The sequence below is a fragment of the Rubrivirga marina genome, from assembly GCF_002283365.1.
In the GTDB taxonomy this organism is placed as follows: Bacteria; Bacteroidota; Rhodothermia; order Rhodothermales; family Rubricoccaceae; genus Rubrivirga; species Rubrivirga marina.
Genome location: NZ_MQWD01000001.1, coordinates 1,208,559 through 1,221,789, shown reverse-complemented (window position 1 = coordinate 1,221,789; position 13,231 = coordinate 1,208,559). Strand labels below are relative to the sequence as shown.

General features: G+C 73.1%; 11 protein-coding genes. 7 read left to right on the top strand and 4 right to left on the bottom strand.

The features are described 5' to 3' along the window. Positions 1-78 precede the first annotated feature (78 nt). The 3 genes from BSZ37_RS05065 to BSZ37_RS05055 all read right to left on the bottom strand — a co-directional run bounded on the left by BSZ37_RS05065 (position 79) and on the right by BSZ37_RS05055 (position 2,786). Positions 79-273, bottom strand: coding sequence for a hypothetical protein (locus BSZ37_RS05065; protein ID WP_095509501.1), 195 nt, complete (start codon positions 271-273; stop codon positions 79-81). Positions 274-493: 220 nt separating this feature from the next. Next, positions 494-2,020: a T9SS type A sorting domain-containing protein gene (locus tag BSZ37_RS05060; RefSeq protein ID WP_143537560.1), complete on the bottom strand. Its 1,527-nt coding sequence runs from the start codon at positions 2,018-2,020 to the stop codon at positions 494-496. A 511-nt stretch (positions 2,021-2,531) separates the two neighbouring features. Further along, a complete protein-coding gene (locus BSZ37_RS05055) occupies positions 2,532-2,786 on the bottom strand; it encodes a PID-CTERM protein-sorting domain-containing protein (protein ID WP_095509499.1) in 255 nt (84 codons plus the stop codon). Between the two features lie 178 nt (positions 2,787-2,964). On the opposite strand from BSZ37_RS05055, the gene BSZ37_RS05050 reads away from it, so the two are divergent. From BSZ37_RS05050 to dnaB, 7 genes are all read left to right on the top strand, one after another. After that, a complete protein-coding gene (locus BSZ37_RS05050) occupies positions 2,965-3,873 on the top strand; it encodes a hypothetical protein (RefSeq protein WP_095509498.1) in 909 nt (302 codons plus the stop codon). A gap of 73 nt (positions 3,874-3,946) precedes the next feature. Next, positions 3,947-5,710 (top strand): hypothetical protein, encoded by a 1,764-nt coding sequence (locus tag BSZ37_RS05045; RefSeq protein WP_095509497.1) that lies wholly within the window; start codon positions 3,947-3,949, stop codon positions 5,708-5,710. 24 nt (positions 5,711-5,734) lie between these two features. Next, positions 5,735-6,580: a T9SS type A sorting domain-containing protein gene (locus BSZ37_RS05040; RefSeq protein ID WP_095509496.1), complete on the top strand. Its 846-nt coding sequence runs from the start codon at positions 5,735-5,737 to the stop codon at positions 6,578-6,580. A gap of 46 nt (positions 6,581-6,626) precedes the next feature. Beyond that, positions 6,627-8,891, top strand: a complete 2,265-nt coding sequence (locus BSZ37_RS05035; protein WP_095509495.1) for an ATP-binding protein — start codon at positions 6,627-6,629, stop codon at positions 8,889-8,891. Between the two features lie 110 nt (positions 8,892-9,001). Then, positions 9,002-9,643, top strand: a complete 642-nt coding sequence (locus BSZ37_RS05030; RefSeq protein WP_095509494.1) for a response regulator transcription factor — start codon at positions 9,002-9,004, stop codon at positions 9,641-9,643. Between the two features lie 162 nt (positions 9,644-9,805). Beyond that, entirely contained in the window at positions 9,806-10,771 is a 966-nt protein-coding gene (locus tag BSZ37_RS22325; protein WP_218830401.1) for a uracil-DNA glycosylase, read from the top strand. 44 nt (positions 10,772-10,815) lie between these two features. Beyond that, positions 10,816-12,417, top strand: a complete 1,602-nt coding sequence (dnaB, locus tag BSZ37_RS05020) for a replicative DNA helicase (RefSeq protein WP_095509493.1) — start codon at positions 10,816-10,818, stop codon at positions 12,415-12,417. A 123-nt stretch (positions 12,418-12,540) separates the two neighbouring features. Here dnaB and BSZ37_RS05015 read toward each other — a convergent pair whose 3' ends face one another. Then, positions 12,541-13,086 carry a hypothetical protein gene (locus BSZ37_RS05015; protein ID WP_095509492.1) on the bottom strand — a complete coding sequence of 182 codons (546 nt, stop codon included), beginning with the start codon at positions 13,084-13,086 and terminating at the stop codon, positions 12,541-12,543. Positions 13,087-13,231: the final 145 nt, after the last annotated feature.

Here is a 13,231-nt window from a genome sequence, read left to right as displayed (position 1 = left end):
CGCGGCGGGCCTCGAAACGACGGCGCCCCGTGCTGGCGGTCCAGCACGGGGCGCGTCGGCGGGATCCAAGACGGACCGCTACATGACGGCGACGATCTTCTTCCGGACCTCGGCGCGCGGCTCGTCCGTCCGTTGCTGCACGAGGGTGACCATCTGGCGGAGGCTGCCGCGGGTCTTCTTCATCCGCTTGTCGTCGAACTCGACGTCCGACCACATCGCCTTGATGCGGTCTCGAATCCGTCGCCAGTCGCGGTTCATCTTCGGGGTCGCCATCGGTGGGTGCGCTCTCCAGCGCCGTCGTTGTAGGGCCTGCGTAGACAAATATAACGGCTATCGCCACCAATTGTTGCAGAGAAAGCGGCCGACCCCGCCTTCTCCCTTTAGATCGACGGCGGTTCGACGGGTTCGCCTCACCCACCCAGGATGGGGCCCGCGCCCGAGACTGGACCGCCCCGAGGCGAGCGACACGGCCCAGCCGGGGACGCTCGGCGCACTAGCGAACGACCACCAGCGGGCGGCTCTGCGCGAACGTCTCACCCGTCACGCGGACGACGTAGACGCCGGGCCGCAGCCCGGCCGGCAGCGACACGACCGCGTCCGCGCCGCCCGAGAGCGGGCCGTCGAACGCGACCGCCGCCTCGCGGCCCAGCGCGTCACAGACGACCACCCGCACCCGCTCCGTCGTGCCGACCCGGACGCGGAGCTGGGCCCCAGCGGCCGCCGGGTTCGGGAAGGGCCGGCCCACCTCGGCGATGGGCGCGTCCGCCTGCTCGGCGGCCGTCGTCGCGGGCGATACCGCTAGTTCGAAGCGGTCGGTCCACTCGGTCGCCCCGGCGTCGAACGTGTAGGACGCCGTGGCGAGGTCCGTCGTCGCGCCGGTCGCCCGGTCGAGGAGGTCCGCGGCCCACCCTGTCGGGACATCGGCCGAGAGCGTGTAGGTGCCGGCCTCGGTGGCCGTAAAGGCGAGGTCGGTCGTGACGGGGCCGACAGGCGCTGAGCGGACGGCCTGGCGGCGGGGCTCACCGTCGCGGGTCCCCACCGGCGCGACGAGCGCGTACGGAGCCACCAGCGGCGTCAGCTTCGAGGCGTCGTGCCGGTCCCAGCCGTCGGTGGCGTCGTCGAGGAGCGAGATCCGCGCCGCGCCGTCGACGGTCGTGGTGCCTCCGGCCGTGACGCCGTCGAGGCGGAGGTCGAGGGCCGCCCCGAGCGCCCGCCGGCCCTGGAACACGCCGCCGGTCGTGGTCGCGTCGAGGTCGAAGCCGAACGTGACCGCGTCGGCCGTCACGCCCGTGACCTCGGCCCACACGCCCTGACCCTTGGCGAGCGCGTCGGCCCCCTGTGTGAGCGCGGCGTAGCCGTTCGTTCCCGGGTCGTAGACTTGGAAGGTGGTCGAGATCGTCGCGCCCGCGGTCCGCATCGCGATGCCCGACAGGTCGTAATCCGAGGCCCTCGGGTTGGCTAAGAGGTAGAACGTCTGCCCGTTGACACGATCGAAAGCGAGGACATAGGTCCCACTGGTGAGCCCATAGCCCACGTAGGTCTGCGATTGCGGCAACGGGAAGCTCTCGCTCGTCCCGCCGCCGAACAAGCCATCGTCGGGGTCGATCCGCTGGTCGAAGAGGTACCACAGGAGCCCGCGGCCGAGTTGGAGGACCGACGCCGTGGTCGGCGCGACCGTGTAGCCGCCCCCGTCGTAGGCCGTGTAGAGGTTAGGACCCTGCGAGCCCTCGGTCGTCCCGTCGGCGTCGGGGTACTGGGCGGGGTAGCCGTTGGCGCCCGGGATGCCCTGGACGAGGTTCCTGCTGGCAAGGTCGTCGACGCGAATCCCGGCCAGCGCGGCGCCGAGCTGGCGGAAGCCGGCCACGTCGTCGTCGCCGGAACCGAACGAGTAGGCCGTCGAGGTCCCGCTCGGCGTGGCGAACGTCTGGGTGGTCGTCAGCGTGGCGTTGGGCAGGCCCGGCGTGCTGACGGCAGGCTCCTGCCATGCGAAGCTCTCGTACGCGACTCCGGTTCCCGTCAACTGTAGGGAGAAGCCAGCCGCGGGCGCGGGGTCTTCGTCGACGCCGATGTCAAGACTCGCCTGGTCGTCGGCAGGACCCCCATCCGCTACGAAGTCCCCTTCATATGAGAGGAAGTGGATCAGCGGGTACGATGGGTTCAGCGGGTCCATTGGTCCCGTCAGGGCGACACCATCAGACGGTGCGCCGAAGCCTCCATTTTGGATTCCGGAAACCGAGCAGTTGTACAGCACGAAGTCCACATCACTGTCGCCGTCACTATCAACCGACGCGCCTGGCGTGCACGCGCTGATCGTCGTGTTGTCGTAGGGAGCCCCGCCGTTACCGTTGTACAGTGTGAGTGTGTAGTCAGCCGGAGAGGCCGAGGCGGGCAGAGCCACCTCGACAAACTCGTCGGCGTCTGTACCGGCATTATCGTAGTGAATCTCATTGATCCACGCTGTGGTCTGCGCGGAGGCGCCCGCCACCAGGAGAAACGTAACGGTCGCAAGCTGTAGCGATCGGGTCATGAGTTCAATCCTCGTGGCGCTGGTGGAGCATGCGGGCGGCGAGGCCGGCGCCGGCGAGCGCTAGCAGAGCGAGACCGCCGTCGAGGGGCACAGGCGCCGGCGTGAACGGGTTGGCAGGCGGCGTACCGGCGGAGCTGGACCCGCCCGGGTCGGTCGTCCGCTCGTCCGGTGGGATGGGGGCGGCCCAGTCGGGGACGCTCTGGGCCGAGGCGAAGTCGACAGCGAATGCAAGCGCAAGCGCGATCGTAATGAGCCGCATAGAGTCAGTAGCAAGTGACTACGAATCCCGAGTATAGCAGACTCGACGTTTCTGACAATGGGTCAACGAACACAGCTGTCCGTGGTGGTTAAGAGGCGCGAATGGAGAACGACGTGTTCGCGCCGTGCGGACGGTTGGGCGCGAGGCCTAGCGTGGTCTCGACCCCGCCGGCTGCGCCATGCCCCACCCGCTCCTCGCCGTCCTCCTGCTGTTCGCCGCGACGACCGGCACGGCCCAGACGGTTTCCGACGCCGACTGGGGCATCCGCTTCGAACCGCCCGCCGGGTGGGCGCCGCAGCCGACGGCCGAGGGCTACCTCTTCGTCGCCCCGGGGCAAGACGCGGTCCTCCTCGTCCTCCCCCACGACGCGCCGACCCTCGACGCCCTCCGCACCGAGGCCCAACGCGGTCTCGCCGACGGCCTCGGCACGCAGCTGACGCTGGCGGGACCGCTCGAGCCGTTCGGCACCGACGGTCTCGCGGCCGACTTCGCGGGGTGGATCGAGGGCTCGCCCGCCCGGGCCCGCGTCGTCGGGCGCGTCGCTCCCAGCGGAGGCGGCGCGACCGTCCTGGCCGCCGGCGGCCTCGAGGCGGACGAGACCGCTCTCGCGGACAGAGCCGAGGCCGTCGCCCGGAGCATCGTGTTCTCGGCTCCGCCCGCCTCGGCGGCGCGGTCGGCCGGGGCGCTGCCCGCTGGATCTGAAGAAGAGGAGTGGCGCCAGTTCCTCCACGGCTGCCGCCTGTTCCGCTCGTCGAGCTACGACAGCGGCGACGGCTCGGGCTACATCGACGAGGCCACGATCGACCTCTGCCCCGGCTACTTCACCCTCTCGGACCAGAGCACGACGGTGTTCGGCGAGATGGACCCCGTCAGCGGCGACTCGCCCTCGGTGCACCGCGACGCGCGCGGGGCCGGCGCCTGGAGCGTCGGGCGGCGGGGCGGCGACTCGGTTCTCCAGCTCCGCTTCCACGACGGCCGCTCGCGGACGCTCACGCTCGGCTACGACGACGGGAAGACGTTCCTCGACGGCCAGCGCTGGCTGCGCACGTGCGACGCCTCCCTCTCCGTCGGCCCGCGCTGCCAGTGACCACCCGGACTCCGGCCCCATGCCCCTCCCCCCTGACACCCGCCCCTATCCGCTCATCCCCCAAGAGGATCCCATGACCCGACTCCCTCGCCCCCTCGCGCCCTGCCTCCTGGTCCTGGCCGCCAGCCTGCTCGGAGCGACCGTCTCCGCACAGTCCGCGATCCCCTACCAGGGCGTCCTCACCGACACCGACGGCGCGCCCCTCACGGGCTCCGTCGAGCTGACGTTCATGCTCTGGGACGCGCCCACCGGCGGCACGCCGACGTGGGGCGAGACGCAGACCGTGACGCTCGACGACGGCGTGTTTTCGGTCCAGCTCGGCGCGGAGGACTCGTTCGACCCCGACGAGTTCGACCGCCCCCTCTACCTCGGCGTCTCGGTCGACGGGGGCGACGAGCTGCCGCGCATCCCGCTCGGCGCGGCCGGGACGGCGCTCGGCCTCCGGTTCCCCGTGGCCGGGACGAACGCGACGAACGCGCCGGCCCTCCAGATCAGCAACACAGGGTCCGGCTTCGGAATCGCCGTATCCGGCGACGGCGTCGGCGCGGTGACGGCGGCGGGCGCCGGCGCCGAGTCGATCGGCCTGCTGGCGACGGCGGCTGGGACGGGCGCGGCGGTCTCGGCCGTCAACATGGGCAACGGGCCGGCCGGCGTGTTCCGCGTGAGCGGCGCGTCAAGCGACGAAGCCGCGCTCGTCGCGTCGACCGAGGGGACCGGTCCCGCCCTGTCTGTCGCGACCACGAACACCGGCACGGTCGAGCCAGCCCTCACGGTCCGCACGGCCGGGAACGGGGCGATCGGGTTCGAGGCCCGCCACGACGGCGAGGCCGGGTTCGCGGGCGCGTTCATCATCGACGACCCAGACTTCGTCGGGTCCCCGCTCTACGCGCAGAGCAACGCCGAGAGCGCCTCGGTCCTCGCCGTCTCGGGCGGCGACGGGCCCGCCGTCGGGGCCTTCGCGAACGAGGGCGGCACCGGGCTCGTCGCGCAGCGGGCCACGACCTCCGGGAGCGGACACGTCGCCGAGTTCGTCGACCCAACCGACGACAACGCCGAGGCGGCCGTGGTCATCACCGCTGAGACGCAGACGACGGCCGTGCCGGCGCTCCTCGTCGAGCACGGGGGCCGCGGGACGGCCGGCCGGTTCGAGATCACGAGCACGGCGGGGATCGGGACGGGCCTCTACGCACGGACGATCGGCCCCGGCGTGGCCCTCCACGGGACGACGAGCGGATCGGGCACGCTCGCCGTCGGGACGTGGGCGCACGCTGCGAGCGGCAGCGACGCCGTCCCTCTCCGGGTGTCGCAGGACGGCACGGGCGACGATATCGCGGTCTTCCAGGCCACGACCGGCGTCAACCAGGCGCGGATCGACCGGCTCGGCGTGGGCTACTTCAACGGCGGCGTCCAGTCGTCCGGGGCCGACGTCGCGGAGGCCTTCGCGGTCGAGGGGCCGGTCGAGGCCTACGCGCCCGGCGACGTCCTCGTGATCTCGACGCGGACGAACCGGACGGTCGAGAAGAGCGCTGAGGCGTACTCCTCACTCGTCGTTGGCGTCTACGCGACGCGGCCGGGGCTCGTCCTGACCGAGCGCGGGATCGACGACGACCTCGACGACCTCGTGCCGATGGGCGTCGTCGGCGTGCTGCCGACGAAGGTGACGGCCGAGAACGGCCCGATCCGCCGCGGCGACCTCCTCGTGACGGCCGCGACGCCCGGCCACGCCATGCGCGCCGACCCGGCCGCGCTCCGCGTGGGCGTCGTGCTCGGCAAGGCGCTCGAGCCGTTCGACGGCGACGGCTCGGGCCTCATCCGCGTCCTCGTCAACGCGAAGTAGCCCGCCTCGCCAGCCCCCGGTCCCATGCGCACGCGCCTCCTCCCCCTCCTCTCCGTCCTGCTGACTGCGTCGACCGTGCAGCTGGCGACCTCCGCCAGTGCGCAATCGCCGGTGCTCCGCGTGAGTTCGTTCGGCGACGCCCTGATCGGCGTCTCGGCCAGCGAGGCCGTCACGCTCCGCAGCGGCTTCTGGTACGTCGCCCAGTCGGCCGCGGCTGGCGGGGCCAACGCGCCGCCGGCCCCGGCCGAGATCATCTCGCCGCCCGACGGCACCGAGTTCGTCCTCGACGACCTCGACCCCGACGCGCCCCTCACGGTCTCGTGGACGGAGGGCACCGACCCCGACGGCGACGCGCTCGCCTACCGCTGGCAGCTGGCCGCCAGCGCCGACTTCGCCACGCTCCTCCTCGATGAGGACGCGGGCTCCGACACCGAGATCACGACGACGCTCGCCGCGATCCTCGCCGCCGTCGGCGACGTGCCGGCGGGCGACACGACGGAGGCATGGCACCGCGTCGTGACGTCGGACGGCTCGGCGTCGAGCACGGACGCCGCGCGGCTCGCCCTCGTCCGCCTCGGCGACGTCGCGGCCGAGGCGGACGGGCCCGCCGCGCTCGCGCTCCACGCGCCGCGGCCCAACCCGTTCGGCGCCCGGACGACGCTGGCGTACGACCTCCCCGCGCCCGGTTCGGTCCGGCTGGCTGTGCTCGACGTGCTCGGCCGCGAGGTCGCCGTCGTCGTCGAGGTGGACCGCCCCGCGGGCCGCCACGCGACCGCCCTCGACGCCGCGGCGCTGCCGGCCGGCGTCTACGTCGTGAGCCTCGAAGCCGGCGGCGCGCGCCTCACACGGACGGTCACCCGGCTGCGGTAACGACGCGCGCCCGTAGGTTCGGGGCGACCGCCGAACGCGCTCCGCCATGGACGGCCCGGCCCCGCTCGACCGCCGCAGCCGCCGGCTGCTCGCCCTCGCCTTCGTGGTGGGGCTCGCGCTGGCGGCCGGCTACGTCGTGCGGCTGGCGATGGAGCCCCACGCCGGGTTCGCCGTGCCGTCGGACGGCGTCGTGGCCCACGTCGCCGAGGGCTCGGCGGCACACTCGGCCGGCCTCCGCGTCGGCGACCGACTGGCGGACGGCGAGGCCGCGCGCTGGCGGGCGGGGCCGGCACCCGCGTCGATCCGCGTGGTCCGCGGCGGCCGGACGCTCGTGCTCGACCTGCCCCGCCAGTCGCCGACGCTGGCGCAGCGGCTCCTGTGGCTGCCGTGGTACCGCGTCGTGCTCGTCGGCGTGGGGCTGACAGCCCTCGGGATCGGGTGGTGGATCGCCTCCCGCAACCCCGACGCGCCCGGCATGGTCCCGCTCGCGCTCTCGACCGCCGCCGCGGCCCCCGTCTACGCCGCCGTCGGCCCGTCGCTGGTGTGGACGGCCTCGATGCAAGACCTCCACCTCGCGTGGGACGTCGTCGTGACGGGGCTCTTCCAGGCGTTCAGCCTCCACTGGCTGCTGTCGTTCCCGCGGCGGATCGGGGGGCGGAGGGCGATCGTGGCGGTCTACGTCGTCGCGGGCGCCGTCGTCGGGTCCCTCCTCGTGGGGACGGTCGGCTCCGGATCCGTGCCCGAGGCGTGGCTCTACCTCCGCGCGGGGGCGGTCGCCGCCCTCGTCCTCGTCTTGTGCGTCGTCCAGTTCGCCCGCGCGCCGACGCAGCGGACGCGCCAGAAGGCGGCGTGGGTGCTCGCGGCCGTCGCGGCCTACACCACGCTTGACCTCCTCCTGTGGGAGCTCCCGGGCGCGGCTGGCCTCCCGGTCTTCGGGAGCATGGGGACCGTCAACGCGCTCGTCGGGATGAGCTACCTCCTCATCCCTGTCGGCATCGGGATCGCGGTCACGCGGGAGGGGCTGTTCGGGATCGACCGGTTCGTGACGCCGGGGCTGGCCTACGGCGCGACGGTCGTGCTCCTCGTGGTCGCCTACGCCGCGCTCGCGGGGGGGCTGGTGCACGCGCTCGGCCGGGCGCCCGGCTCGCTCCCGACGCCGGCCGCCATCGCCCTCGCCGCCGCCCTCTTCGCGCTTCTCGTCCCCGTCCAGCGGCGGCTGTTCGCGTCGATCGACCGCGTGTTCAACCGCCACGAGCGGGCGCGGCGGGCGACGCTGGCGGCGTTCGATGCGCGTGTCGAGACGGCGCAGACCGACGACGCCCTCCGCGCGGCGCTCGCCGAGACGATCCGCGACGGCCTCGACCTCGACGGCTGCACGGTCGGCCCCGACGCGACGCCCGAGATCGTGGCCCGTCCCGGCGTCCTCGACGTCCGCTCGACCGAGGGCGTCAGCCTCGACGCGTCGCTCGTCGAGGCCGCCCACGTGCCGCTCGGCGACGCCGGCACGGCCCGCCTCGGGCGGCGCCTCAGCGGTGCGAAGCTGACGGAGGACCACCTCGCGCTGCTGGCAGAACTTGGCCGGCGCCACGACCGCGCGGCCGAGCGGCTCCGCCTCCTCCGCGAGCTCAGCGCGCGCGAGCTCGAAGTCGCCCACACACGCCTCCGCATCGCCGGCGACCTCCACGACGACATCGGCGCGAGCCTCTCGTCGATGGCCGTCCTCAGCGACCTCGTCCGCCGCAACGACGCGCTGCCCGAGACCGACCGCTCCCGTCTCGACCGGCTCAGCGCCTCGGCCCGGACGCTCGTCGACGACCTCCGCGACATCGTCTGGGCCATCGACCCGTCATCGGACCGGCTCCGCGACCTCGCCGAGCGGCTCCGCGACACGGCGAGCTCTCTCCTGCCGGGCGTGGCCTGGACCGTCGAGGCGCCAACGGAGGATGACCTTCCACTGGACATGGAAGTCCGCCGCCACCTCCTGCTCGTGACGAAGGAGGCGCTCCACAACGTCGCCCGCCACGCCGACGCCGCGACCGTCCGCGTGCGCCTCGACGCGTCGCCCGACGCGCTCGCGCTGACGGTCGAGGACGACGGCCGCGGGTTCGACCCGACGGACGCACGGTCCGGACACGGCCTCTCCAGTCTCCGCGAGCGCGCCGGCCAGCTCGGCGGGACGCTCACGGTCGACAGCCGGCCGGGCGCCGGCACGCGCGTCTACCTCCACGTGCCCCGCGCGGACGCCGAGGCGGGCAGGGCCGGAACGGCGCGAACGCGCCGGGCCCCGGGCGGCGACGGGGCCCTTTCTTAGTCCGACGTCGTCCTTCCGCGCGCGCCCTCCCTACCGTGTCCTCCTGAGCGAGCGGCTCCGCTCAGGAGGACACGGCGGAGACACCGTGCCTCCTGTCCGTCCCCGCTCCCGTGCCAGAACCGATCGTCCATGTCTGGCTCGTCGAGGACAACGCGCTCTACCGCGAGACCATCGCCGACGTGATCGACGCGGCGCCGCCGCACGTGGCGTCGGCGTTCCCGTCGTGCGAGGAGGCCCTCGCGGCGCTCGACGCGGGGGCGCTGCCGGACGCCGTGCTCATGGATATCGGGCTGCCAGGGATGGGCGGCGTCGAGGGCGCCCGCGTGTTCCAGGCCCGAGCGCCGGCCGTCCCCGTCGTCATGCTGACGGTCCACCAGGACACCGACACCATCTTCCAGGCCGTCTGCGCCGGCGCGTCGGGGTACCTCTTGAAAACAGCGACGCCCGAGGCCATCCTCGCGGCCGTCGACGAGGTCCGGGCCGGCGGGGCGGCGATGGACGCCCAGATCGCCCGCCGCGTGCTGACGCTGTTCACGTCGCTCGCCGCGCCGCCACCCGACTACGGCCTCTCGGAGCGCGAGACGGAGATCCTCCAGCACCTCGTGGCCGGCCAGACGAAGCGCCAGATCGCCGAGGCCCTCTGCCTCAGCCCGCACACCGTCGACGGCCACGTGCGGAATGTGTACGGCAAGCTCCACGTCCACACGCGGGGCGAGGTCGTGGCGAAGGCGCTCCGCGAGCGGCTGGTCTGAGGGCCTGCGGACCTGGACGCCGGGACCTCGCGCGGCGCCCGAACCCCTCCGCCGCGGCTTCACCCGAGCGGCAGTTGTCCACACCGTTATCCACGGTGTGCACACCGACGTTGCGGGCCTCCGGCGGCGCCCCCTACCTTGACGCTCCCCCCAGACACCCGCGTGGCCGACGCCGCCCCCGCCCTCGCCGACGTCCTGCGCGAGGCGCGCGCCCTGCTCGCCCTCCAGCGCCGGCTCGCCGGCCCGGTCCGCTACCTCGGCGGTGCGGATGCGAAGACGGCGATCGAGGCCGGCCGGATCGCCGAACCGGAGGCCGCCCCGCCCGCCTTGGCGGGGCGCCCGACCGAGCCGCTGGCCGAGCCGGCGCCCGCCGCTCCGGCCGACTCCCCTGAGCGTCGTGCCGAGGCGGAGCCCCCCGCGCCCGCGGCCGTAGACGCCGAAGACCTTCCCGACGACGACGTGCCCGACCTCTTCGGCGACCTCCCCGACCCCAGCCTCGACGAGACGCTCTCGCCTTACGAGCGGATCGAAGCGCTCATCCCCGAGGGCCACCCGCTCCACGGCATGGACTCGCTCGGCGACGTCCGCGCGTGGCTCGCGGCCAACGAGCTGGTCCCCATCGACCGCGACCGGATCAACCCCGTCCTCGGCACCGGCGACCCCGACGCCGACCTCATGATCGTCGGCGAGGCGCCGGGGGCCGACGAGGACCGGACCGGCGAGCCGTTCGTGGGGCGCGCGGGCCAGCTCCTCAACAAGATCCTGGAGGCCGTCCACTTCCAGCGCGAGGAGGTCTACATCACGAACATCCTCAAGAGCCGGCCGCCGAACAACCGCGACCCGCTCCCCGAGGAGGTCGAGGCCCACATCCCGGTCCTCTACAAGCAGATCGCGCTCGTCCGCCCGAAGGTGATCCTGGCGGTGGGGAAGAGCGCCGGCAACGGGCTCCTCGGCAAGAAGTCGTCGCTGGCGTCGCTGCGGGGCAAGTTCAACGATTTCTACGGGCTCCCGCTGATGGTCACGTACCATCCGGCAGCGCTCCTCCGCAACCCCCAGTGGAAGCGGCCCACGTGGGAGGACGTCAAGCTCCTCCGCACCCGCTACGACCAGATCACGAGCGGCGCTTAGCCGACTCCCTCGCCTCGCGCCCGAGGCGGACCGCCTCGCCCCCCATGGCCGACCCCGACGAGTTCCAGCAGCGCCCCCTCCGCATCGACGAGGACATGCCGGGCGTCCCCATCGAGAAGATGGCGGGCGGGCGGCGGCGGCCGCTCAACGTGCTGCCGATGCAGCAGCAGGCCGGGCGGATGCCGCCCCAGGCCACCGAGGTCGAGCAGTCGGTCCTCGGCGCCATGCTCATCGAGCGCGAGGCGATCCCGAAGGCCATCGAGATCCTCCCCTCCGACGCGTTCTACGAGCCGAAGCACCAGCGGATCTTCGAGGGCATCGAGGCCCTCTTCGAGCGCGGAAACCCCGTCGACCTCATCACGCTCACGGAGGAGCTCAAGCGCCGCGGCGACTACGACCAGATCGGGGGGTACTACCTCACCGAGCTGACCACGCGCGTCGCGTCGGCGGCCAACGTCGAGTACCACGCCCGGATCATCGCGGAGAAGAGCCTCCTCCGGAAGCTCATCACGACGATGACCGGCGTCGTCGGCCAGGCCTTCGACCCGACGACCGACGCGTTCGACCTCCTCGACAACGCCGAGCGCGAGATCTTTCAGATCTCGGAGTCGCAGCTGCGGAAGGGCGCCGTCGACATGAACTCGGTGGTGCACCAGACGATGCAGCACCTCGAGTCGATCCACGGGCGCGAGGGCGGCATCACGGGCGTCCCGTCGGGGTTCACGGCCCTCGACGCCATGACCGGCGGCTGGCAGCCGTCCGACATGGTGATCGTGGCGGCGCGGCCGTCGATGGGCAAGACGGCGTTCTCGCTCGCCATCACGCGGAACGCGGCGCTCCACCCGGAGAAGCCGGCCGGCGTGGCCTACTTCTCGCTCGAGATGAGCGCGCAGCAGCTCGCCCAGCGCCTCCTCACGTCCGAGGCCCGCGTCGACGCCCAGCGCGCGCGGACGGGCCGGCTCCACGACGACGACTGGCCCAAGCTGGCCCGCGCCGCCGGCCGCCTCTCGGCGGCCAACATCTTCATCGACGACACGCCCGGCCTCGGCATCCTCGAGCTCCGGGCCAAGTGCCGGCGCCTGAAGGCCGAGCACGGGATCGGCCTCGTCATCGTCGACTACCTCCAGCTCATGCACGGGACGGCCCAGACGAAGGGCAGCAACCGCGAGCAGGAGATCGCCCAGATCTCGCGGTCCCTGAAGGGGCTGGCGAAGGAGCTCGACGTGCCCGTCATCGCGCTCTCGCAGCTCTCTCGTGCGGTCGAGACGCGTGGTGGAGACAAGCGGCCGCAGCTGAGCGACCTTCGCGAGTCGGGCTCGATCGAGCAGGACGCCGACGTGGTCATGTTCATCTACCGCGCCGAGCGGTACGGGATCACGGTCGACGAGAACGGCAACTCGACGGAGGGGCTCGGCGAGCTCCTCATCGGGAAGCAGCGGAACGGCCCGATCGGCGACGTGAAGGTGGCCTTCGTCAACCAGTACGCCCGGTTCGAGAACCTCACGAGCTACGTGGCCTCCGACACGTCGGGCGGCTACGACGACTACCCGCCGCCGGGCGGCGAGCTCGGAGGCGGCGACGGCTACGGGGGCGGCTACGACGCGCCGCCGCCGCTCCCGCCGCCGGCCACCGACGCCCCGTTCTAGCCCCGCCCGCCTCGGCGACGGGCTCACCGAGGCGGAGGGGCTCGACACACGCGCCGGCCCGAGGCCGAAGCCCCGAGCCGGCGCGGCCGTGCCGTCCCGACGAGGTCGTGGCTGGGAGTCGGGTCAGGACGCGTCGTCGCAGGACACGGTCGGGTTGAAGTCGGCGAACAGGCCGGCCGGGTTGTGGCGCCACACCCAGGCGTGGAGGGCCCACCCGCCGGCGCCGGCGCTCGGGTGGAACGTCTGGCCGAACAGCTCGGGCGCCGGGCCGGTCTCCGGCACGACGCCGAACGGGACGACATACTCGACGCCGACCAGCTGGAGGCGGCCGTTCTTGGTCGGCTCGTAGAGCAGGACCTCGGGCTGGACGGGGTCCAGCTCGCCGTCCATCAGACCGAGGTTGACGTAGTGGTGGCCCATGCCGCCGAGCTCGGGGTGGGCGACGCACTCGCTGATGACGACGGCGCCCCAGCCGTCGGCGACGGCCTCGTCGACGCGATGGTACGCGGCCGTCGCACGCCGTACTGCGGAGAGGGCCGACGGCGTCGCGGCCGACGCCTGGGTGTCCGGTGAAGAGCCTGCCTTGGAGGGCGCGGACGCGGGGCCGACGGCGTCGCAGGCGGCGAGCGTCAGGGTGGCGGCGATCAGAGGGAGAACGTGGTGTCGCATGGGGACATGGGTTGGTGACTACTCGGGCAGAAAGACCCGTGCCCCTTCCTCCGCAAGAGGATCGGACGGGGGGGCATGGTCCGGGGGGACGTGATCCAAGGGACCCGGCCTTCTGCGGAGGCTCAGGGGCGACGTCTTCTCCCGC